The organism is Mesorhizobium sp. NZP2077 (assembly GCF_013170805.1).
In the GTDB taxonomy this organism is placed as follows: Bacteria; Pseudomonadota; Alphaproteobacteria; order Rhizobiales; family Rhizobiaceae; genus Mesorhizobium.
In genome coordinates this window covers 4,781,188-4,803,509 of record NZ_CP051293.1, presented here as the reverse complement: position 1 = coordinate 4,803,509, position 22,322 = coordinate 4,781,188, and the positions used below count along the sequence as shown (strand labels likewise).

General features: G+C 63.1%; 22 protein-coding genes and 1 tRNA gene. 9 read left to right on the top strand and 14 right to left on the bottom strand.

Features of this window, described 5'->3' with window-relative positions; translation table 11 throughout:
* The first annotated feature begins 68 nt into the window (after nt 1-68).
* The 5 genes from plsX (at nt 69) to HGP13_RS24080 (ending at nt 3,704) form a co-directional block, all read left to right on the top strand.
* Nucleotides 69-1,136 (top strand): phosphate acyltransferase PlsX, encoded by a 1,068-nt coding sequence (gene plsX, locus HGP13_RS24100; protein WP_172229615.1) that lies wholly within the window; start codon nt 69-71, stop codon nt 1,134-1,136.
* Nucleotides 1,137-1,145: 9 nt separating this feature from the next.
* Nucleotides 1,146-2,117, top strand: a complete 972-nt coding sequence (locus HGP13_RS24095; protein WP_172229612.1) for a beta-ketoacyl-ACP synthase III — start codon at nt 1,146-1,148, stop codon at nt 2,115-2,117.
* A 101-nt stretch (nt 2,118-2,218) separates the two neighbouring features.
* A complete protein-coding gene (locus HGP13_RS24090; protein WP_010915609.1) occupies nt 2,219-2,542 on the top strand; it encodes an integration host factor subunit alpha in 324 nt (107 codons plus the stop codon).
* 213 nt (nt 2,543-2,755) lie between these two features.
* A complete protein-coding gene (locus tag HGP13_RS24085; protein WP_027042329.1) occupies nt 2,756-3,295 on the top strand; it encodes a MerR family transcriptional regulator in 540 nt (179 codons plus the stop codon).
* Nucleotides 3,296-3,401: 106 nt separating this feature from the next.
* Nucleotides 3,402-3,704: a hypothetical protein gene (locus tag HGP13_RS24080; protein WP_172234825.1), complete on the top strand. Its 303-nt coding sequence runs from the start codon at nt 3,402-3,404 to the stop codon at nt 3,702-3,704.
* 71 nt (nt 3,705-3,775) lie between these two features.
* On the opposite strand, the gene HGP13_RS24075 is transcribed toward HGP13_RS24080, so the two are convergent.
* Both HGP13_RS24075 and HGP13_RS24070 read right to left on the bottom strand, forming a co-directional pair.
* Nucleotides 3,776-4,657: an ATP-grasp fold amidoligase family protein gene (locus tag HGP13_RS24075; RefSeq protein ID WP_172229609.1), complete on the bottom strand. Its 882-nt coding sequence runs from the start codon at nt 4,655-4,657 to the stop codon at nt 3,776-3,778.
* Nucleotides 4,658-5,002: 345 nt separating this feature from the next.
* Complete coding sequence (locus HGP13_RS24070) at nt 5,003-5,617, bottom strand: hypothetical protein (RefSeq protein ID WP_172229606.1); 615 nt, start codon at nt 5,615-5,617, stop codon at nt 5,003-5,005.
* Nucleotides 5,618-5,890: 273 nt separating this feature from the next.
* On the opposite strand from HGP13_RS24070, the gene HGP13_RS24065 reads away from it, so the two are divergent.
* Together HGP13_RS24065 and HGP13_RS24060 are read left to right on the top strand one after the other, a co-directional pair.
* Nucleotides 5,891-6,175 carry a helix-turn-helix transcriptional regulator gene (locus HGP13_RS24065; protein ID WP_172229603.1) on the top strand — a complete coding sequence of 95 codons (285 nt, stop codon included), beginning with the start codon at nt 5,891-5,893 and terminating at the stop codon, nt 6,173-6,175.
* Nucleotides 6,176-6,359: 184 nt separating this feature from the next.
* Nucleotides 6,360-6,821 (top strand): YbaK/EbsC family protein, encoded by a 462-nt coding sequence (locus HGP13_RS24060; protein ID WP_172229600.1) that lies wholly within the window; start codon nt 6,360-6,362, stop codon nt 6,819-6,821.
* A gap of 104 nt (nt 6,822-6,925) precedes the next feature.
* Here the strand turns inward: HGP13_RS24060 and HGP13_RS24055 are convergent.
* From HGP13_RS24055 to HGP13_RS24035, 5 genes are all read right to left on the bottom strand, one after another.
* A tRNA-Pro gene (locus tag HGP13_RS24055) sits at nt 6,926-7,002 on the bottom strand.
* A gap of 54 nt (nt 7,003-7,056) precedes the next feature.
* Nucleotides 7,057-8,316, bottom strand: coding sequence for an O-antigen ligase family protein (locus tag HGP13_RS24050; protein WP_172229597.1), 1,260 nt, complete (start codon nt 8,314-8,316; stop codon nt 7,057-7,059).
* A complete protein-coding gene (locus HGP13_RS24045; protein WP_172229594.1) occupies nt 8,313-9,848 on the bottom strand; it encodes an undecaprenyl-phosphate glucose phosphotransferase in 1,536 nt (511 codons plus the stop codon). Before HGP13_RS24045 ends, HGP13_RS24050 begins: the two co-directional genes overlap by 4 nt.
* Nucleotides 9,849-9,937: 89 nt before the next feature.
* Nucleotides 9,938-11,068, bottom strand: a complete 1,131-nt coding sequence (locus tag HGP13_RS24040; protein WP_172229592.1) for a glycosyltransferase family 4 protein — start codon at nt 11,066-11,068, stop codon at nt 9,938-9,940.
* Nucleotides 11,069-11,078: 10 nt separating this feature from the next.
* Complete coding sequence (locus HGP13_RS24035; RefSeq protein ID WP_172229590.1) at nt 11,079-11,642, bottom strand: polysaccharide biosynthesis/export family protein; 564 nt, start codon at nt 11,640-11,642, stop codon at nt 11,079-11,081.
* A 255-nt stretch (nt 11,643-11,897) separates the two neighbouring features.
* On the opposite strand from HGP13_RS24035, the gene HGP13_RS24030 reads away from it, so the two are divergent.
* Nucleotides 11,898-14,189: a Wzz/FepE/Etk N-terminal domain-containing protein gene (locus HGP13_RS24030; RefSeq protein ID WP_172229588.1), complete on the top strand. Its 2,292-nt coding sequence runs from the start codon at nt 11,898-11,900 to the stop codon at nt 14,187-14,189.
* Nucleotides 14,190-14,217: 28 nt separating this feature from the next.
* On the opposite strand, the gene HGP13_RS24025 is transcribed toward HGP13_RS24030, so the two are convergent.
* The 6 genes from HGP13_RS24025 to HGP13_RS24000 all read right to left on the bottom strand — a co-directional run bounded on the left by HGP13_RS24025 (nt 14,218) and on the right by HGP13_RS24000 (nt 20,043).
* On the bottom strand, nt 14,218-15,054 hold the full coding sequence (locus HGP13_RS24025; RefSeq protein ID WP_172229586.1) for a GNAT family N-acetyltransferase: 837 nt from the start codon (nt 15,052-15,054) through the stop codon (nt 14,218-14,220).
* A 5-nt stretch (nt 15,055-15,059) separates the two neighbouring features.
* Entirely contained in the window at nt 15,060-15,806 is a 747-nt protein-coding gene (locus tag HGP13_RS24020) for an aspartate/glutamate racemase family protein (RefSeq protein ID WP_172234824.1), read from the bottom strand.
* A 2-nt stretch (nt 15,807-15,808) separates the two neighbouring features.
* On the bottom strand, nt 15,809-16,627 hold the full coding sequence (locus HGP13_RS24015; RefSeq protein ID WP_172229584.1) for an ABC transporter permease: 819 nt from the start codon (nt 16,625-16,627) through the stop codon (nt 15,809-15,811).
* Nucleotide 16,628: 1 nt separating this feature from the next.
* On the bottom strand, nt 16,629-17,540 hold the full coding sequence (locus HGP13_RS24010; RefSeq protein ID WP_172229582.1) for an ABC transporter permease: 912 nt from the start codon (nt 17,538-17,540) through the stop codon (nt 16,629-16,631).
* 90 nt (nt 17,541-17,630) lie between these two features.
* Nucleotides 17,631-18,920, bottom strand: coding sequence for a PotD/PotF family extracellular solute-binding protein (locus HGP13_RS24005; RefSeq protein WP_172229580.1), 1,290 nt, complete (start codon nt 18,918-18,920; stop codon nt 17,631-17,633).
* Nucleotides 18,921-18,954: 34 nt separating this feature from the next.
* Nucleotides 18,955-20,043, bottom strand: coding sequence for an ABC transporter ATP-binding protein (locus HGP13_RS24000; RefSeq protein ID WP_172229578.1), 1,089 nt, complete (start codon nt 20,041-20,043; stop codon nt 18,955-18,957).
* Nucleotides 20,044-20,306: 263 nt separating this feature from the next.
* On the opposite strand from HGP13_RS24000, the gene HGP13_RS23995 reads away from it, so the two are divergent.
* Complete coding sequence (locus tag HGP13_RS23995; protein ID WP_172229575.1) at nt 20,307-21,020, top strand: GntR family transcriptional regulator; 714 nt, start codon at nt 20,307-20,309, stop codon at nt 21,018-21,020.
* 3 nt (nt 21,021-21,023) lie between these two features.
* Here the strand turns inward: HGP13_RS23995 and HGP13_RS23990 are convergent, their stop codons facing one another.
* Nucleotides 21,024-22,253, bottom strand: coding sequence for a GNAT family N-acetyltransferase (locus HGP13_RS23990; protein ID WP_172229572.1), 1,230 nt, complete (start codon nt 22,251-22,253; stop codon nt 21,024-21,026).
* Nucleotides 22,254-22,322: the final 69 nt, after the last annotated feature.

Below are 22,322 nucleotides of genomic sequence, written 5' to 3'. Positions count from 1 at the left end.
CGCTATTTTCGCCGAACCTTCGCGACCACTAAAGCGACCTGCCGCCTAACCCGTGAGATGAATACCGCGTGATCAGGATTTCCATCGATGCCATGGGCGGCGATCACGGACCAGTCGTGGTCATTCCGGCGCTCATGACGGTCGCCACCCGCCGTCCCGACATCCGCTTCGTCATCTATGGGCGTGAGGAAGTCGTGCGTCCCGAACTGGCCAAGTTTCCCAAACTGGCCGAGGTGAGCGAATTCTTCCACTGCGAGATCGCGGTCAGGATGGACGACAAGCCGAGCCAGGCGCTGCGCCATGGCCGCTGGAAGTCGTCGATGTGGAAAGCCGTCGAAGCGGTCAAGTCGGGCGCCGCCGACGCCTGCATCTCGGCCGGCAACACCGGCGCGCTGATGGCGATGTCGAAATTCTGCCTGCGCACCATGGCCACCATCGATCGCCCGGCGATCGCGGCATTGTGGCCGACTTTGCGCGGCGAAAGCGTGGTTCTGGACGTCGGCGCCACCATTGGCGCCGATGCGCACCAGCTCATTGATTTTGCCATTCTCGGCACCGGCATGGCGCGCTCCGTCTTCGGCATCGCCCGGCCCACTGTCGGCCTCCTCAATGTCGGCGTCGAAGAGATCAAGGGCCAGGAAGAGGTCAAGGAAGCGGGACGCATGCTGCGCGAGGCCAATATGGCCTCGATGAACTATCATGGCTTCGTCGAAGGCGACGATATCGGCAAGGGCACGGTCGACGTGGTGGTGACGGAAGGCTTCGCCGGCAACATCGCGCTGAAGACGGCCGAAGGCACCGCGCGCCAGATCGCCGGGTATCTGCGCGCCGCGATGAGCCGCACGCTGATGGCCAAGATCGGCTATGTCTTCGCCAAGGGCGCCTTCGATCGCCTGCGCGAAAAGATGGATGTCGGCCGCTCCAATGGTGGTGTGTTCCTGGGGCTGAACGGCATCGTCGTCAAAAGCCACGGCGGTGCTGATTCGGACGGTTTCGCCGCCGCGATCGAACTCGGCTACGACATGGTGCGCAACAATCTGCTCGACCGCATTGAGGCCGACCTGGACCTGTTTCATGCGCGCAACCCGCATGCCCTGTCATCCCGGAAATCCGACGGTACCGACGCGAAGGAATAGGAAACAACTTTGATCAGATCAGTCGTGCGCGGCACGGGTGCCGCGCTGCCCCGCCGCATTATGAAGAATGCCGATTTCGAAGGCATGGTCGAGACCTCAGACGAGTGGATCGCCCAGCGCACCGGCATCCGCCAGCGTCATATCGCGGCCGACGACGAGACGACGGCTTCGCTGGGCGAGGCCGCGGCCCGGGCCGCCCTTGCCAATGCGGGGCTGACGCCTGACGATATCGACCTGATCGTGCTGGCGACGTCGACCCCCAACAACACATTCCCGGCCACCGCGGTCGAGATCCAGAACCGCCTCGGCATGCATCACGGTTTTGCCTTCGACATGCAGGCAGTGTGCTCGGGCTTCGTCTATGCGGTGACGACAGCCGATCTCTATATCCGCGGCGGCCTGGCCAAACGCGTGCTGGTGATCGGCTCGGAAACATTCTCGCGCATCCTCGACTGGAGCGACCGTTCGACCTGCGTGCTGTTCGGCGACGGCGCCGGTGCGCTGGTCCTGGAAGCAGGCGAGGGGGCCGGCACGATTGCCGATCACGGCGTTCTGGCCGCCAGCCTGCGCTCGGACGGCGCGCACAAGGACAAGCTTTTTGTCGACGGCGGACCATCCACGACAGGAACCGTCGGCCACCTCAGGATGGAAGGCCGCGAAGTCTTCAAGCATGCGGTCGGCATGATCACCGATGTCATCGAGGCGACCTTCTCGGCCGCCGGCATATCAGCCGACGATCTCGACTGGTTCGTGCCGCACCAGGCCAATAAACGAATTATTGACGCTTCGGCCAAGAAGCTCGGGATTGCAGAACAAAAGGTGGTGGTTACGGTCGATTTGCACGGTAACACCTCGGCTGCTTCCGTGCCGCTGGCGCTGTCGGTGGCCGTCGCCGACGGGCGCATCAAGAAGGGCGACCTCGTCCTCCTGGAAGCGATGGGCGGCGGCTTCACCTGGGGCGCCGTTCTGGTTCGCTGGTAAGTGCCGAACGGTCCGGTTTCGGTCCTTGACCTTGCCGGATCAATTACTTAGGCTCAGCCGTTGTTGTGCCGATTTTATGTTTGAACTGATGGGACGGTCGCATGGGGGGAAAGACACTTACGCGTGCCGACCTAGCGGAGGCTGTATACCGAAAGGTCGGTCTGTCGCGCACTGAATCCGCCGAACTCGTCGAAGCGGTGCTGGACGAAATCTGCGAAGCCATCGTGCGTGGCGAGACAGTCAAGCTGTCGTCCTTCGCGACATTCCACGTCCGCTCCAAGAATGAGCGCATCGGGCGCAATCCCAAGACCGGTGAAGAGGTGCCGATCCTGCCGCGCCGGGTGATGACTTTCAAGTCGTCGAACGTGTTGAAGAACCGTATCTTGCGTTCCCACCAGAACAGCAAGGCCAAGGGCGGCAAATAGCCTCCATTGTACGGTTGAAAACCGGCCCCGCCATGACGCCGGGCTTGAATATTGCTTCACAAACCGCTGAAATAAGGCTCGATTCGGCAGCATGGCCGGATTGGTGTTCAGCGTATGATCCATTCGGCACAAACGGAATGACTATCTCCTTCGTTGAGCCTGATCTCGTCTGAAGACCGTTCCGGATCACGCTCCAGCGTGAGGATTTCGCCCATGGACAAGAGCCCTGACGCCTTCCGCACCATCAGCGAGGTCGCTGAAGATCTCGACCTGCCGCAGCATGTGCTGCGCTTCTGGGAAACGCGCTTCAACCAGATCAAGCCGATGAAGCGCGGTGGCGGCCGTCGCTACTACCGGCCGCAGGATGTCGAGCTGATCAAGGGCATCCGCCACATGCTCTACGACCAGGGCTACACCATCAAGGGTGTGCAGAAGCTGCTGCGCGAGAACGGCAATCATTTCCTCGTCGCCATCGGCAATGGCGACATGGCGGCCGTCGAGGCGATCTCGCAGCGAAAGCAGGCCGACCAGGTGCCGCTGACACCGGCAGCGCAGCCGCGCGGTGGCGATGATGAGCTGGTTGGCCAGCCAAGGGTCAAGCCCAGCCGCCGCTTTTTCGGCTTGGGCAAGAGCGACGAGGAAGGTCCCGTTCAGCCGGACGCGTCGAAACTCTCGCGCGACAATCGCGCGCTGCTGCAGGAGGCGCTGTTCGACCTCTTGGAGTGCAAGCGCCTGCTTGACCAGGTGCGCTGACCGCCGCGCGAAGCGCTTTGAAGCATTGAGATCGGAACCCGCCGAGGGGTGAGGCGTTACGTTTCCTTCTGCAAGACTTTCCTGCGGCAAGACAAGGAAACGCATGATGGCATCATTCTCGACCCTTTCGGACATCGACCTCGAAAAGCAGGTCGCGGCCCTCTCGAGGGAACTGGCGACGCTGCGCAAAGCCGTTTCAAAGCGGGGTGGCGCTTACTATGAAGATGGGCGCGATGCCGCCCTCGATACATATTCGGATCTTGCCGGACGTCTGCGCGATGCAATGCCGGCAATCCGCAAGCAGGGCAGGGTGATGGAGAAATCTGCCCGTGACCATCCGGCTGCGGCCGCCGCGGTAGGCCTTGTGGTGCTCGGCCTGGTCGCGAGCCTGCTGTTCAGCAGGCGCTGACTACTAGCCCGGAACGAGTGATTTAGGGAAGAAAATGGCGGCTCGCCTTCGGGCGCGGCCGCCATTCCGATTCATGTCGGCGAGTACTGCTGTCGCTCCCGGCATCTGGCGCGAAGCGCGTCGGCATAGAGCCGCACGGCGCCCTTGTGCCGCCGCCGCAGGAAGGCGGACTGGTCGAGCCGCCAGAGCCGCTCGATTTCGCCGGCGAACGCCGGATTGGTGGTGGTGCCATAGCCGGCGCCGGGATAGACGACGATCTCGCCAGCGTAGAGACTATTGTCGGTGACCAGGAAGTCGACGCGGATGTAGTCGAGGTTGCCGGCAATGGCAGGGGCGATCGATATCGCCTGACGGACATAGTCGAGAAGCCGCGTATTGACGGGCACCGCCTGATCCTCGCGGGGATAGTCCGGATCGCGCCCGGGCAATGGATTGGCGTCCCGGTCTAAAAGCAGCGAACGCCCCGCTTCCTTATCCTCGACCCAGGCATGCGTTACCACACCGCCGCAAACATGCACTTTGATGTCGGTTGCGATCCTTGCGCCGGAAAGCGCCAGCCGCTCTTCCACGAAGACGGTGGGAACGACAGGCCAATAGGCCCATTCGCCATTGCGGCGGCCGTAGCGCTTTCTCAGCCAGTGCCTCGTCCTGGCGACGATGAGGCTGTGATTGGGGGCGCCATTGGCAACGAATATGTTCATCGCGCAGCCGTGGTTTGTCTTGACGATGACGTCGCCGGTCAGCAGGTCGAGAGGAATGTCAGCAGGGTCGCGCCCCGACCAGAGCGTCCTTGGCACGGTGATCCCGGGACAGGTTTCACGGATATGGGCCTTGGCCGCGAGCTTGTCGGTCAGCGTCACGAACAGCGGGTTGCGATCGAGGATCTTTCGCCAGAGCAAAAGCTCATGGTAGCGCACAGGCGCGGCTGGATTGGGCAAATAGCCCAGTTTCATGAAAAAGCGCGCCACAAGGGCAGGATGGCGAAGCGTGAGCCACAATCGCGCAACCGACAGGACAAGGCGGTCTGTCCGGGAAATATCGGTCTTGGCCGTCATCGGGGATATCTGGCCCTGTTCGAAAAAGCCTGGTCCGGCGCAGCGTACCGGTCGGCAGCATCCCCTTGCGTATCGCGATTTGGCTCCGCGTGAAAGAATTCGCTTATCGTCGCGGTATCAGGGGTGGCGCCGAGGATACTGGGCCAGCGGTGTCGTCAGGCGAAATTCGACAGGCTAAGGAAACCGGCTTCCCGACACCATCATTGCGAGAGCCGAAAAGCCGGCTCTTGTCGCCTGTTTTGGCTACATCGGCGGGATCACGCCATTGTTTCCCACCACGACGCGGCTGGAACTCAGCGTCCCGTCACCCTCACGCTGGGCATTAACGAAAACCGTTGCGCCTGGCTTGAGATCGGTCGGCGTCGCCGGGGCGAAGGTCACGACAGGCGTGCTGTCGGATATCGAAATCTTCTTGGTCTGGCCGTTATCGTAGGTCAGCGTCACGGTTCGCCCGTCTATGTCGGTGACGTCGGCCACGGTGCCGTTGGTCATGCGGCTGTTCGGCTGCAGGTCCCACGGACGATCGCCCTCGCCGGTGCCCTTCATGGCTGCGGGAAAGACCACCACTTCCACCGCGCCACTGCCGCCATCCGCCTTCGAGACGGAAGCGATGCCAAGGAAATCGCCTTGTTTAATGTCCCTTTCAGAGGCGCTGGCGACCCCGGAGATCTTCCAGCCGCTATTGAGCTTGATCGCGGAGGTGTCTCCCTGGCGGGTTTTGACGGTCAGCAGCGATGGCTCGAAACTGACCACCGTGCCGCGCACGCGCAGCGCGTCCGCCGCTTGAGCGCCGCTCACAACGGCAATGGAAAGGCTGGAGATCGTGCCGAGCACGGCCATGAATGTCTTGAAGTTCATTGCAGAGATCCTTCTGAGAACGGGCTGGCTGGAACCGGATGGTTTTCATGCCAGCGCATCAGAACAACGAACAGGTGGGCCGAAACCTCCGGGCAAACAGGTGCCGGGGTGTTCAAAAGAACTTGATGGCATGCGTGGACCGCCTCGCGGCCCCCGCTTCACGATAGCGTGACGGCCTTTGGCTCTTGGCAAATCGCTGGCGAGCGGCCATGTTCCTGCTCGTCTCAGGCAACACCCATTTTGATCAAACGCTTTCAGCCACCGGAGTTGCCAATGCCCAACAATGCAAGAAGCCATGCCCTCTACGAACCGTTAGCCAGTGAGATCGGGCACGATTACAGCACCCTCAGAGCAATGCGGGAAAGCCGCGGATACAGCGTCGAAGAGCTTTCCCTTACCTGTGGTCTCTCGGTCGGCGAGATTGAGGATATCGAGAACGGCCGGGCGGCCGATCTGTCGAAGCTGCGTCGTATTGCGTCCGCGCTTGGCATGCCCCAGGACGCTCTCATCGCTCCCGCCGCGCCGACGCCGGCCGCACAAGGCCGACCCCTGGCATAGGCCAGTACCAGGCATGCAAGAGAACCCGCCAAGGCCCGCTTGGCGGGTTTCTTGTTGATGCAGCGGCGTTCCCAAGCAGCCCGGGCTTGCCGATTTACAGATCGCGCGTGTTTATACCTGCGGCATACAAATCTGCGCCAATCGCGCCTGCCCTGCATCGGCTTTGAAACGTGGGTTTTCTGATATGAGCCTGGACTCTGTTCGTGCCTTCTTCGCCGCTCATGCGCCCGATATCGAGGTCATCGTCACGCAAGCAAGTTCGGCGACGGTGACGCTGGCGGCGGAAGCGCATGGCGTCCTGCCGGCGCAGATTGCCAAGACCATCTGCCTGCGCGTCGGCGAGGTCACCATGCTGGTCGTGACCAGCGGCATCGCCAGGCTGGACAATCGCAAGTTCAAGGACCAGTTCGGCGGCAAGCCGCGCATGCTGGACGCAGACGAAGTTGTCGCCGCCACCAGCCATCCGGTCGGCGGTGTCTGCCCCTTCGGCCTGCCATCGCCGCTGCCGGTCTATTGCGACGTCTCGCTGCGCGAATTCGACGAGGTGGTACCGGCTGCTGGAGCCACCAACGCAGCGGTGCGGATTGCACCGCAGCGCATGGCCGATCTTATCAGCGCTGAGTGGGTGGATGTGTGCCAGAGTTAGGGGCCGGTCCGATCTAGAGCTGGAACCAGCACGACAAGGGAAGGAGCGATACGAGGATCGGCCGATCTGGCTGAGGGACTTCGGGGGCAAGTCCTGCTTTAAAATGGTCGGAGTGGCCGGATTCGAACCGACGACCCCTTGACCCCCAGTCAAGTGCGCTACCGGGCTGCGCTACACTCCGGACCGGTCGCGATGTATCGTGATAACCCTGTTCGGGTCAACCGAAATTCGGCGTTTATCGCGCGATCGGCGACACGCCCGGGAATGCCGGCCGCAACAGCCGCTGATGGCGGTATTCCAGCGCGATGGCGCCCCAGATCAGGCCCAGCAGCAGATACATGTGGCGCCAGTGGTCGATGTCGATGAACGTGCCGAGCCCGATGTTGCCGATGAAGGCGACATAGGCGCACAGGAGATAGGGCTGCCATGGCCGGTCGCGCAGCAGGATGCGAAAACCGGCTGTGATGGTCCAGACGACGAGCGTCAGGAACGACACGAAGCCGAGCCAGCCATAATCCATCAGCATTTTCAGCCAGATGTCGTGCGTGTCCTCGCCGAACATCTTGCCGAAGACCAGCGGCCCGATGCCGAATGGACGCTCCATCGCCATCTGGAAGCCGATCGCATAGCGGGCGAAGCGGCCGAGGCGGGCGGTGTCATAGCTCTGTTCGAGGTGCGCGCGGTTGGAGAACATCTCCGACACCCCGGGCAATTGCAGGATGACGATGATGGCGATCGTCAGCAGTGACAGCGCGGCGATGGTCATGATCACCACACGCAGCCGGAACTTGCCGCTGGCGCTCTGCAGGAACAGGCAGCCGGTGAGCAGCACCGCCGAGACGGCGAACATGCCCCAGGCGCCGCGCGAGAAGGAGAAGAAGATGCCCAATGTGATGATCAGCAGCGGCACTGCCAGCAGCGGCATGCGCGAGACCGAACCGGTCAGGATCAGGTAGAGCAGATAGATGCCGGGCAGCACCAGGAACGGTCCGAAGACGTTCGGATCCTGGAAAGCGCCGGCGGCGCGGTCGTATTTGGTGAACATTTCGGCGCCGGGGAAGGCATGGAAATAGCCTGCTATGCCGAGCAGCGACGTCGCCACCGCCGAGACGACATAGGCATTGAAGATCAGCCGGTAGAGGCCTGGCTGCGTGGCTGTCACGGAGGCGAAGAACACCGCGCTGAAAGCGAGAAACAGCGATACGGAGAGATAGAGCGGCGTGAAGGCGAGGTCGGCCATCTGCGTCATCGAAATCATGCCGCCGATGTTCATCGTCACCAGCAGCACCAGCAAAGGCATGGCTGCACGCGAAATCCGCAGGCCGAACAGCGCCCAGATGGCGATCAGCCCGGCCATGTAGATTTCGTAGGGCGCCGGCTCGCTGATGACGAAGCCGGACAGAAGGATGCCGACCACCACCGCGGCGGAAGAAATCAGCGCGATCAGCTTGGCGTTGACCGCGCTCGCCGGCAGCTCATGGGAAATCGCGCTCAATAGGCGTTTTCCGTGTTGAGCAGCCGGATCGGCGTCAGGAACAGGATCCTGAGATCGAACAGCAACGACCAGTTCTCGATGTAGTAGAGGTCGTATTCCGTCCGCATGCGGATCTTCTCGTTGGTGTCCATCTCGCCGCGCCAGCCATTGATCTGTGCCCAGCCGGTGACGCCGGGCTTGACCTTGTGGCGGGCGAAATAGCCGTCGACGACCTCGTTGTAGAGAAGGTTGTGCGACTGCGCGGCGATCGCATGCGGGCGCGGGCCGATCAGCGACAACGAGCCCAGCAGTGAATTGACGAATTGTGGCAGTTCGTCGATCGACGTCTTGCGGATGAAGCGGCCGACGCGGGTGACGCGCGGATCGTTCTTGGTCACCGTCTGCTTGGCGGTCGGATCCGACCGGTCGGTGTACATCGAGCGGAACTTGTAGACCTCGATGATCTCGTTGTTGAAGCCGTGGCGCTTCTGCTTGAACAGCACCGGTCCCTTGCTGTCGAGCTTGATGGCGATCGCGGTCGCCAGCATCACCGGCGAGAAGACGATGATGCCGACCAGCGAGAAAATGATGTCGAAGGCGCGCTTGGCCACCGAATCCCAGTCGTTGATCGGCTTGTCGAAGATGTCGAGCATCGGCACCGAGCCGATGAAGGAATAGGCGCGCGGGCGGAACTGCAGCGCGTTGGAATGCGCCGAAAGCCGGATATCGACCGGCAGCACCCACAGCTTCTTCAACAGCTGCAGCACGCGCGTTTCGGCGGTCAGCGGCAGCGACACGATCAGCATGTCGATGCGGGCGATACGGGCGAACTCGATCAGTTCCGAAATGGTGCCGAGCTTGGGATAGCCGGCGACGATCGGCGGCGAGCGCTTGTCTGAGCGGTCATCGAAGATACCGCAGATGCGGATGTCGTTGTAGGGCTGTTTTTCGACCGAGCGGATCAGGACTTCCGCCGCCTTGCCGCCGCCGACAATGACGGCGCGCCGCTCCATGCGGCCATCGCGTGCCCACCGCCGGATCAGTCTCGACATCACCAGCCTGAGGCCGAAGAGGAGGACGAAACCGACGACGAACCAGGTGCCGAACAAAAGCCGCGAATAGTCTTCCGACATCTTCATGGCGAAGGCCGTCAGCGCCATCAGCGCGAAGGTGCCGGCCCAGACCAGCAGGATGCGGCCAAAATTGGCGATCGGCCGCATCAGGGAAACGACCTGGTAGCAGTCGGTGACATCGAGCAGCACCACGGCGAGGAACGACGAGGCGGCAATGGTCACCGGATATTGCCAGGCGAGATAGTTGAAGAAACCGACAAAGTAGAAATAGACGCAGAGCCCCGAAACGAACAGGATCGCGAACTCGACCATGCGCAGGACGCCGCTGACCATGATCGGCGACATCGTATCGCGCCGGTATTGCGACGCGACCTGCCGGGCAACGTCGTTCATGCCGCCGGGCACATCGCCCTCGGCTGGGCCGTCGAATTTACGCACCGCGTCAGGTGAAAAGCGGCGCGCTGGGTCGATCTCGTTCATGGGGCTTTCCGCAAGCTTCCCCTCGGTCAATAGCAAAAGATAGCTAAGAAACCCTTGAAACAACGCATGGCTTTGGAAAGGCCTGGGCGTTACCCGTCGAGCGCGGCGAAATAGGCCTTCTCGATTTCGGCGGCCATGACGTCGGCGCCGAAGCGCGCCCTGAGGCTGGTGCCGTCGGGCATGAGTTTGCTGTAGGCCGAGAGATCGGCCAGCGCCTCGCTCATCTTGCCGGCGAGTTCGGCCGGATCGGGCCGGATCAGGGCAGGGGAGCCGGAACCGAAAATTTCCGGTATGCCGCCGACAGCGGTTGCGATCATAGGTCTTGCCGCGGCAAGGGTCTCCAGCACGATATAGGGCATGGCTTCGGCGCGGGATGGAACGACCACCAGCGCGGCCAGCGCGAAGGCCTCCCTGGCCGGCATTGGCGGCAGGAAGCGGACATGGCCTTGCAGTCCCAGGCGCTCTACTTGCGCATGGTAGCGCGGCAGGTCGTCGCCGTCGCCGACCATCACCGCGCTCAGTGCCCGGCCGAGCCGGGGAGCGGCGGCTGCCAGGGCATCGATGAAGATGTCGGGCCCCTTCAGGTCCCGCATCATGCCGATATAGAGCAGATCCGCCGCGTCGGATGCGATGATCACCGGTTCGAATTCGGCGGCGCGCAGCCCGTTATAGACCAGAATGTTCGGGATCGGCGGCTCGCCGACCTTCCTGCGATAGGTCCGCCGCTCGTAGTCCGAGACGAACAGCAGGCAATCGGTGAAGCGTGCCATGGAGCGCTCCAGTGCGAAGAACAGCTTCCCCGTGGCTGTCGTTTCGTCATAGTGGAGGGAGCCGCCATGCGGCGAATAAAGGCGGGCTACGCGAGACCTTGATACCCGCAACAATGAGCCGAACAGACGGGCATAGGCGCCACCCTTGGCGCCGTGCCCGTGCAACACGTCCGGCCGCAATTCCTTGATGATCCTGTAGGTGCGCCGGGCCGAGGCGAAATCGCCCGGGCCGACATGGCGCTGCATTGGCGTGCGATGGATGCCGAGCGCCAGCATGTCCTTCATCTGCTCGAACAGGCGCTCCTCGAATTCGCCGCCGGTGGTCGAATCGCAGACGATCCCGACGACATGACCGGCAGCAACCTGTGCTTCCGTCAGGTCGCGCACATGCCGGAAAATTCCTCCGACGGGTGAACGAAAGCAGTGGACGATCCTGAGCTTGTCCGCCACGTGGTGTCTGTCAGAACAGGCGTTCGCGGACGTAGACGGTATCTCCGGGCAGCAGTGGATCGGATGTGACCACGCGGCCGGTCATCACCTTGCCATTGATGTCGCGGGTGATGTCGACGCTTTCCTGGTTGGCGCGCGGCGAGAAGCCGCCGGCAATGGCGATGGCCTTCTGCACGGTCAGGCCGGGCACATAGGAATATTGACCGGCAGCACCCACTTCGCCCATGACGAAGATCGGCCGATAGCGATCGATCTCGACCGAGACGTCGGGGTCGCGCAGATAGCCTTGCCGCAATTTGTCGGCGATCTCCTTTTCCATCTGCTGCGCGGTGTGGCCACGCGCCGGTATGGCGCCGACGAGCGGGAAGGAGAGGTAGCCGGACTGGTCGACACTGTAGGTGTTGGTCAGGCCGTCCTGCTCGAACACGGTGACGCGGATGCGGTCGCCGGCGCCGAGACGATAGGGTTGGTCAAGGACCTCGTGGAAGGCCGCCGGCGTCGGCCGGTAGCTGGAGCAGCCGGCGAGCATCGATACGGCAAGCAGAGCGCGCAACAGGGAAGCAGTGCTTTTCATGATCGGATACGTACCTTCGACTGGCCGCTGCGGCGTCGCAGCAAACATCTGGGATCGGGTCCGTTATCATCCTGTTAGGGTTAATGGCCGGTAAAGGAGCCGGTCGAGAGCGCTCGCGCAGCAGGGGTTTTGGTATTTTTATCGTTTTTCTTGCTGCTCGCCAGTAATCCCTAACAGAGTATTACCGCGATCTTAACGGCTGAGTTACCATAGTTGTTTACGGTGCATCCTGACCCAGTTTCGGAGTAGGGATGCATGTCCGTTCAGTCCGCGGCCGCAGATGTCGACGTTGACCTCAGGCAGCTCTTCGCCAGCCTGGCGAGGAACTGGCTGCGCATAGTGCTCTTCGTCCTGGTGGTGACGGGCCTGGCATTTGCCTTCGCATCATTCGCGACAAAGCATTACAAGGCCCAGACGCAGATCGAAATCGCCCCGCGCGAATCCGTCTACACCCGTCCGGCCGGCAGCAACAATGACGGCGACAAGCCGATCCTCGACGAGCAAGGCGTTGCCACGCAGGTCCAGATCATTTCGTCCAACGAAATCCTGAAGCAGGTGGCGGAGAAACTCGGCCTGTCGCGACTGCCTGAGTTCGACGAAGCGATCAACATGTCGTACCTGAGCCGCGTGCTGGTCCTGCTTGGGCTGAAGAACGACCCGACGGATGTTCCTCTCGACGAGCGTGTCCTGAAGAAGATGCGCGAGAAGCTCAACGTCTTTGGTGTTGAAAAGACCCGCATCATTGCCATTGAGTTCTCTTCAGAGGATCCCAAGTTCGCGGCCTCCATCCCTGATGCCATCGCCGCCGCCTATATTGCCGGGCAGGGCGCGGCCAAGAGCGAATCGAACACCGCCGCCGCGGACTTTCTGGCGCCCGAGATTGCCGACCTGTCGAAGCAGGTCAGGGATGCCGAGGCCAAGGTCGCGGCCTACCGCGGCCAGTCCGACCTGTTGATGGGCGGCAACAATGCGGTTCTTGCCACGCAGCAGCTGGCTGAGCTCTCGACTGAGTTGTCGCGGGTGCGGGCCAATCGCGCCGCGGCTGAAGGCACTGCCGACAGCGTGCGCAAGGCGCTGCAGAATGGCGGCTCGCTCGACTCACTGCCGGAGGTGCTGTCGTCCGACCTGATCCAGCGCTTGCGGGAGCGGCAGGCCGAGTTGCGCGCCAACATCGCCGATCTGTCGACGACCATGCTCGACAATCATCCGCGCGTTCGCGCCGCAAAGTCACAGCTGGCCGATCTCGACGCGCAGATCCGCAGCGAAGCCCAGAAGGTCATGAAGGGCCTGCTGATGCAGGCCGATGCCGCCAAGGCGCGCGAAAGCCAGCTCATCTCCGACGTCAATCAACTGAAGGCAGCTTCGGCGCAGGCCGGCAACGAGCAGGTCGGTCTCGACGCGCTGCAGCGCGATGCCGCCGCCAAGCGCCAGCAGCTCGAACTCTATTTGACCAACTACCGTGAGGCAGCTTCGCGTCAGGACCGCAACTATGTGCCGGTCGACGCGCGTGTCTCCTCGCCGGCTTCCGTTCCCTCAGAGCCGTATTTCCCCAAGGTCGGGCCGATCGTTGGCGCAGCTGCGGCGGCTTCGCTTCTGCTGACCGCGGTATCCACGCTGCTCAAGGAACTCTTCTCGGGCCGCGCCATGCGCCCGGCCACCGGCGCCCGTTTTGCGCCGATCGACGAAGTGGCGATGCCGGCAACTGCCCGCCAGGAGCCGGCCGCTCCCGTGGAGCCATCTGTCCGCGTTGAACCGGCTGTCGCCAGAGAAGTCGTCAATCGTGCCGACGAGGCGCCTTGGCCAGAAGCGGTCACTGAACCGGTCATGGAATCGGAGATGCTGCCGCGGCCTGTCGCCGCCGCCGAAGCTGTGGCCAAGGCTGAGCCTGTCGCGGAAGCCGAATCGGTCGCCGAGCCGGAGCCTGTCGTCGAGGTCCAGCGGCCACGTTCGGTGCTCGGCGAGATCGATATCGAGAAGGCCGCGGAAAAGCTAATCGCCAGCGGCGCTGCGCGCGCCATATTCGTGTCGCCCGAAGGCGACGAGGCAGCCGCATCGGCGATCCTGGTGGCGCGCGAGGTGTCCGACGCCGGCCTGCGCGTCCTGCTGCTCGACCTGACCGCTTCGGGCGCCGCCTCGCGGCCGATGCTGGACAGCGGGCTTTTCCCGGGCATCACCGATCTGCTCGCTTCGCAGGCGCAGTTCAGCGACGTGATCCATGCCGATCTTTATTCCGACTGCCACGTCATTCCCGTCGGCACCGCCGATCCAGTCCGCGCCATGCGCGCCGCCGACCGGCTGCCGATCATCATGCAGTCGCTGACCACCGCCTATGATCTGGTGGTGGTCGAATGCGGGCCGGCCGACGCGCAAGGCATCAGCCGCCTGGGCGGCGATGCCACCGAAGTGTTCTTGTCGATGCTCGAGCCGGACGACGAGGTGACGCAGGCGGCCGTGAAGCTGATCGAGAGCGGCTACCCCGACCTGACGCTGGTGACGCCGCTTGGCCACGAGCCACCGGGCACGCCGGGTCGGCGCTCCGCCGCCTGAAAAGAATCGCTGTTCAGCGGCGCGCGGCCTATCCCAGCTCCAGCGTCGTCACGCCGAATACCCTGTTGGCATCGAGCTCCGGGGGCAGGCCTTTGTACATGCGGGTGGTGCTGAAGGTCGTTGAGAAACCTGCTGCCTCGAGCGCTGCGATAAAATCCACCTGGTTGGCCGGGACATCGACGTTCAGGTCGCCACCTTCGCACGCGCTCGCCAGTTCCCCGAGCAATTCGAGTGCGGTCTGCGCGTCGTCGGCAAAGAGCGGGCCGATCTTGAAGCCGCTGCGGCAGGATCGCGCCACCGCATAGCCAGCCATCCCCTGCGCTGTTGCCGCTGCCAGGGCACGGTGCGGCGGCTGCAGCCATTGCTGCAGGAAAGAATGCCGGGGCGCGGGAAAACAAAGTGCGTCATACCAGGTGATGTCAGGCACCGGCTGCGCACTCACCGTACGAGGCCGCTCTGTATCGAAGGGCAGAGCCACAGGGCGTCCGCTATAACGGATGGTCTCGTAGACCGGCTGGAACCCCTTGCTCCGGTAGTTGGCCTGCTGCTCTTCGACGCCATCCAGGCCGATTGTGCGCCCGGCCAGCCTGTCCATGCCCGCGGTCCACACCGCCTTACCGTAGCCCTTGCCGCGCATGTCCGGACGGCAGATGTAGAGGCCGATGAAACCAAAATCGTGCCCATAGGCCACCGCCGAGATCGCGGCGACCATGTCGTCGCCGACAAAGGCACCGATGAAACCCTCCGGATCAGCTGCCTGGAACATCGCCGCGTCTTCAAGGCCGGGGTTCCAGCCCTCATCAGCCGCCCAGTCGATCAGGTCGGCCAACTCTCCCAGCGACAGCGTGCGGATGATCGGTTTCATGGTGCTTACTCCGCGGCGATAGCTCCGGGCGCGAATGATTTCAGCATACCAAGATAGGGCTTGGCCAGCGGACTGGCATAGGCGCCGCGCTTCGATGTCGACAGCCCGAGCGCAATCAGCGCTTCGGCCTGCTTGATCGCGGCGCCGACACCGTCGATGACAGGCAGTCCGAAATCCGCCTGCAACTGGTGGGCAAGGTCCGCCATGCCGGCGCAGCCAAGCACGATGGCCTCGGCACGATCCTCCTCCACGGCCCGCGCGATCTCGTCGCGCAGCTTGCCGATCGCTCCTGATGCGGGATCCTCGAGTGCCAACACCGGAATGTCGGCGGCCCGCACACGCGCCCGTCCCGACATGCCGTAGCGTTGCACCAGCCCTTCCACAGGCACGCGCGAGCGTTCGGTGGTGGTGACGACGGTGAAGCGCTGGGCGATGAAGGAGGCCATGCTGAGCGCGGCCTCGCAGATGCCGATGACGGGAATGGCGGCCATGGCACGCGCAGCGTCCAGCCCGGTATCGTCGAAGCAGGCGATGATGGCAGCTTGAACGCCGCGGCGTTCGCCGGCGGCGATCTCCATCAAAAGGCCCGGCACCGCCAGCGCTTCGTCATAATAGCCTTCGATCGAGGCTGGCCCCGTGGACGAAGTGACGGCGACGATCTCGGTCGAGACGCCGGCAACGCCGCGCGCGGCCACCGCGATCGTCTCGGTCATGCTCGCCGTCGTGTTTGGGTTCACCACAAGGATCTGCACGATCACGCTCTCGCCCGGCGGCGGCCGACATAGAGGATGGCGCCCAAAGTCGCCAGGATCACCAGGAAGGAAAACACGGTGGTCACCGTGCCCAGCGCGTAGAGCACCGGCGTCGTGACATTGGTGGTCATGCCATAGATCTCGAGCGGCAGCGTGTTGAAGGTTCCCGACGTCATCAGCGTGCGGGCGAACTCGTCATAGGACAGCGTGAAGCCGAACAGGCCGACGCCGATCAGGCTCGGCGTGATCATCGGCAGCACGACATGGGCAAAGGTCTGCCAGGACGAGGCGCCAAGATCGCGCGCGGCTTCCTCATAGGCCGGCGAGAAGCGGTTGAAGACGGCGAACATGATGAGCACGCCGAACGGCAAGGTCCAGGTCAGATGCGCGCCGAAGGCCGACGTATACCAGGCCGGGCGCAAGCCGACCTGCTGGAAGACCACGCCGATGCCCAGTGAAATGATGATCGAGGGCACGACGAGACTGGCGACCGCCAGATAGAACAGCGCGGTCGCGCCGCGAAATTTTTGCCGGAACGCAAGGCCGGCGAGCAGCGAGACCACGACGGTGACCACCATCACCATCAGGCCCAGCACCAGCGAACGCTTGAAGCTGCCGCCGAAATCGCCGACCGCCTGGCGCTCGAACAGATTGGCGAACCAGTGCAGCGACACGCCGTTGAGCGGGAAGGTGAGGCCGCCGGTCTCGCCCTGGAAGGAGAGGATCAGGATCGCCGACAGCGGGCCGTAGAGGAACAGCACGAACAGCGCGAAGAAGGCGGCGAGCACATAGAATTCGAGGGTGCGCTTTTCGTGGCTCACGTCAAAGCTCCCTGCGGATATCGACGATGCGCAGGATGCCGGCGACCATCAGCAGCACCAGCACTAGCAGCACCACGGCGTTGGCGGCGGCGGCAGGGTACTGCAGCAGCGACATCTGGTTCTTCATCATCAGCGCAACGGATGCGCTCTGGCCGCCCGACATCACCTGCACGGAGGAGAAATCGGCCATCACCAGCGTGACGACGAAGATGGTGCCGATCGCCATGCCGGGCTTGGCCAGTGGAATGATGACATTCCAAAGCACCTGCCAGCCGGAGGCACCGGCATCGCGCGCGGCCTCGACCAGCGAGCGGTCGATGCGCATCAGCGTGTTGAAGATCGGCGTCACCATGAACAGCGTGTAGAGATGCACCATGGCCAGCACGACGGCGAATTCGGAATAGAGCAGCCATTCGATCGGCTTTGGCACCAGCCCCAGATGCACCAGCGTCGAGTTGATCAGCCCGTTGCGGCCGAGCACCGGGATCCACGAGATCATGCGGATTATGTTGGAGGTCAGGAACGGCACGGTGCAGACTAGGAACAGCACCATCTGCATGGCCGTCGTGCGGATGTGGAAGGCGAGGAAATAGGCGACCCAGAAGCCGATAAACAAGGTCAGCGCCCAGACCATGGCCGCAAATTTGATGGTGTTGAGATAGGTCTTCCAGGTGACCCACGAACCCAGCACATCGGAATAGTTGGTGGTGAGAAAGTCAGGATACATGGCGGCGAAGTCGTAATCCCAGAAGGACACGACGACGATCATGATGATCGGCAGAAGCAGGAACGCGCCGAGGATCAGCGCCAGCGGTGCCGATTGCAGATAGGGCGTGACGGCACCGAGCGAGAATCGGCGGCGTCGGACTGGTTTCGCGGCGGTGATGGCGGGGCGTTCGAGCGCGACGGTCATCTAGGCTCTCGATTTTGGCGATGCGGCCTGAACCGCGTTACCCCTTCTCCCTGCAAGGGGAGAAGGGGTAGAGGAGGGGCGCTTGTTCCCTTACGCCGCGATGAACTCGTTCCAGCGCTTCACCATGTAGCGGTCCTCGTCCATCACCGAGTTCCAGCAGGCGACCTTGCCCATGCGCTCCTCGAACGAGCCGCCATCGCGCACGGCGCCGGCTTTTTCCATGACGGTGCCGTCCGGCGCCTTGATCTCGCCCTTGGCCGGCTTGCCCTCGATCCAGTAGCCCCACTCGTCCTCGGTCATGAACTTCTTGGCCGAGACCATGTTGGCCGAGTAGTAGCCTTGGCGATTGAGGTAGCCGCCGACCCAGCCCGACGTGTACCAGTTGATGTATTCATAGGCCGCGTCGAGCTCGGCGCCCTTGAGATGGGCGGCCAGGCCAAGACCGCCGCCCCAGGAGCGGTAGCCTTCCTTGAGCGGCTGGAAGCGGCAGGCAATGCCCTTGGAACGCACGGCGGCGACGGCCGGCGACCACATCGACTGGATGACCACTTCGCCCGACGCCATCAGGTTGACGCTATCGTCGAAGGACTTCCAGAAGGCGCGGAACTGGCCGGCCTGCTTGGCCTTGATCAGGAAGTCGATCGTCTTGTCGATCTCGTCCTTGGTCATGTTGCCCTTGTCGGCATATTTGATGTTGCCGGTGGCTTCCATGATCATGGCGGCGTCCATGATGCCGATGGAGGGGATGTTGAGGATCGCGGTCTTGCCCTTGAAGGCCGGGTCCATGATGTCGGCCCAGGTGGTGATGTCGCGGCCGACGAGGTCGGGGCGGATGCCCAGCGTGTCGGCATTGTAGATGGTCGGCACCATGGTGAACCAGTTGGTCGGCGCCTTGGCGAAGGTCTTGGAGTCCTGTGCCTCGACGAAGCCGACGGTGTGCGGCGCTGTGCCCTGGGCAATGACGCTGTCGGGGGTGAGTTTGCCGGTTTTGAACAGCGGCACCAACTCGTCGTAGTATTTCAGCTTGCTGACATCCATCGGCTGCAGCACCCCGGTGGGGAACACCTTCTTGCAGATCCAGTATTCGATATCGGCGATGTCGTAGCTGTCGGGCTGGGTCACGGCGCGCTGGGCGGCGGCGTCGGAATCGGTTGCCGTCATCTCCAGCGTGATGCCGAGGTCGGCCTTGCACTTGTCGGCAATGGCGTTGAGGTTCGACACGCCGGTGCCGAACTGGCGCAGCGTGATGTTGGACTGCGCCCAGATGGTCGGGAAGCCGGTGATGACGCCCGAGCCGGCGGCAAGGCCGACGGCCGCCGCACCCGTCTTGAGCAGCGAGCGGCGCGAAATGCCAGTCTTGGTTTGTACGGTGTCTGTCATGTCTATTCCCCTGTCTTGTTTTGCTTCGTTGGAGTCATGAATGAAGGCGGCCGAGGACGATGGCATCCTCGGCATCCCAGGCGAGCGGTACGGCGTCGCCGATGGCGACGGGTCTGGCGAAGAAGTCGGAATCGTCGACGATGACGGTGAAATCGTCGATGCCGGCGCCGGTGACCGAAAGTTTCACCGTGGCGCCGCGATATTCGATGTTGGCGACGATGCCGGTGAAGCCGAGCCCGGGCGAGGGCGCGTCGCCGATGCGCACATGGTCGGTGCGGATGGCGATGTCGATCGGCGCACCCGCCTCCTGGCCTTGCCCCGAGGCGGCGAGCGAGCCGCCGCCTTTGACGTCGAAGACGACCATGCCGTCGCGCGCGCCGGTGACCCGGCCGGAGATGACATTATGGTCGCCCATGAAGCGCGCGACGAAGGCCGTGGCCGGGCGCTCGAACACGTCGCGCGGCGGTGCCGCCTGTTCGATGCGGCCGTCATTCATCACCACGATCAGGTCCGCCAAGGCCATTGCCTCCTCCTGGCTGTGGGTGACGTGGACGAAGGTGATGCCGAGAGAGGTCTGCAATTTCTTCAGCTCGGCGCGCATGCGGATCTTCAGGAACGGGTCGAGCGCCGACAGCGGCTCGTCGAGCAGCAGCGCCTCGGGATCGGTGATCAGGGCGCGGGCCAGCGCGACGCGCTGCTGCTGGCCGCCGGAAAGCTGCGCGGGCCGGCGCGTCGCATAGGCCTCCATCTGCATCAGTTTCAGCATGTCGAGCGCCTTGGCCCGGCGCTTCTCCTTGTCGACGCCCTTCATCTTCAGGCTGAAGGCGACATTGTCGATAAGGTCGAGATGCGGGAAAAGCGCATAGGACTGGAACATCATCGCGGTGCCGCGCTTGGCCGGCGGCAGGTCGGTGACGACGGTGTTGCCGAGTCGGACGTCACCGGACGAGATGCTTTCGTGGCCGGCGATCATGCGCAGCGTCGAGGTCTTGCCGCAGCCGGAGGGGCCGAGCAGACAGCAATAAGTGCCCGCCGGTATCTTCAGGCTGATATCCTCGACGGCGGTCGTCGTTCCATAGACTTTCGAAACGGACACGATGTCGATCTCGGCGGCTTTGGACATTCAGGCTTCCCGGTTTGGTCGCATTAACCAATGCATCATGCGTGCCAATATCGGGGTGATGGGCCAAGCAGTTGAATTGTCTAAAGAATTAGAATTTCCGGCTGCTGCCTATCCGGAAGGCCGCCTTGAGCATTGCACAAATAATGAGCGATTGTGCGCGATCTGCACAAGAATCGTATGCAATCTTTTTTGGCTTCGTGTTCACTTTGCCTCTCGTGCGGGGAGGACGAGTCGCGTTAGAAGAGGGCGGGAACACCATCGCCATGAATATCGCCGATCAGATCTATTCCGCCGCCGACAGCGCCAATCAGGATCGCGCTCAAGCGATCCGCGACAATCTGCGCGACGCCATCGTCGACCGTCGGCTGGCGCCAGGCACCAAGCTGTCGGAAGGCGAGGTCGGCACGCTGTTTGACGTGTCGCGGACTGTCGCTCGCGCGGCCTTGCGGATGCTGTCCTTCGAAGGCCTGGTGCGCACCGAGCGCAACCGCGGCGCCTTCGTCGCCAACCCGTCGCCCGAGGTGGCCCGCCAGGTCTTCGCCTCGCGCCGGTTGATCGAACCCGGCATTGCCATTGCCGCCTGCGGGCGGGTCACATCAGCCGACATCGTCGCCTTCAAGGCGCAACTCGACGAGGAGGGCCGCTTCATCGCCGAGCGCGGTCCGACCGCGCGGCGTTCCGAAATCAAGGCGTCCGGCGATTTCCATCTGCTGCTCGCCTCCGTCGCCGGCAATGCCATCCTGCAGCGCTTCATGGAGGAGCTGGTTGCGCGCTCCTCGCTTGTCATTGCGCTTTACGGACGGTCCGGCGTGTCAGCCTGCGGGCACAGCGAGCACACGGAAATTGTCGGCGCGCTGGAGAGCAGCGATTGCGAGCGGGCAAGCCGCTTGATGCTGCACCACATCGATCACATCGAGGCCGATCTTGATCTGCGCGTCAGGGCCGGCCCGGCGCTTCGCGAAGCTCTCAATTTCTGACCGCTAGTTTTCGTCCTCGCCGGTTGTGGGTGCAGCCTGTCCGGCTGCCTTGCGGCGCAGCATCTTGGTCAGCTTCCAGATGGTCGGGCTGTTCTTGACGAAGGCCTTCAGCCGCGCGCCCTGTCGAAGCGTCTGCGCCAGGGCGCGGCCCTTCAGCGTCAGCGGCACCAGCACCTCGAAATGCCGGGTTTCGATATCGCACCACTGCCGCTTGTAGGGCTCGTCGCCGACGGAGAAATCATAGACGGCAAAGCCGTTCTCGCAGGCTTCCTGGATGTTGTCGAAGAACAGGAAATCGCCGGGACTGCTGTGCGCGAGATCGTCCTCGGCGATCGCGCCGAACTCACAGATCAGGCGCTTGCCCGAACGGCTCGACCCGGTGACGGCGCGCAGCTTGCCGGCAACCTCCAAGCCGTGCAACACGAAAGAGGGCGTGTCCTCGGCCAGAGCTTGCGCGAACAGCCCCCGGAAAAAGGCGCGTGTCTGATCGTCGCCGAAGACATTGGCAATGCCCATCTTGCGAAAGCGCTGCTCCTTCATCTCGAAGAAGGCGTCGAGCAACCTGTCCACCTCGTCCGGTGTGCGTGCCTCGATGCGCCGATGGCTGCCGACTGCCTCGAATTTCCTCGTCTGCGAACGATGCTTCTTGCGTTTGCGCTTGCCGCTGGCGCGCAGCAGCAGCGCATCGAAGCCACCCGCAAGGTCGACGGCCAGCGAAAGATTGGGACTGGCGAAATGGTCAAGCGATGCGAGCGGATTGGCGATGCCGTCGAGATCGGGCAGCAATCGTTCCAATGCGATGAGATCGATGTCGGGGCGGACTCTGGCGATGGCGGCAAACATCGAGCGGATGGCCGTGATGTCAGGCCTGGCCAGCCATTGCGGGTCGGCCGCTGCGAAATTGCCGTTGGCGTGGCGGCCGCCCATGAAACGGGCAATCCGGAACGGCCCCTGGCTTACGACCTCCAGCGCCAACGCGAAGACCGGCTTGCCTTCGAGAGAGAGCGTTGCGACGAGCAGATCGGGTTTGAGTTGCGCGGCCCAGTTCAGGCTCCATATCGCGCCCTGAGCCGGCGCATAGAGCGCGGAGCTGCAAAACCCTGCATAGGCCTTGAGCCCTTCGGCCGCGGCAACGGAAACCGACAGCTGCGCTGCATCCTTCGGCAGGGCACGCGGCGAAGCCTCGGTGGCCGCGAGCCGATTGCCGTCAAATGACGCCATTGCGTCAACCATACCTCAATCCTTAAGGCGTATTGATCCCGATTTGGGGGAGCGCTCAGGCGTGTTCCGTGCTTGGATCAG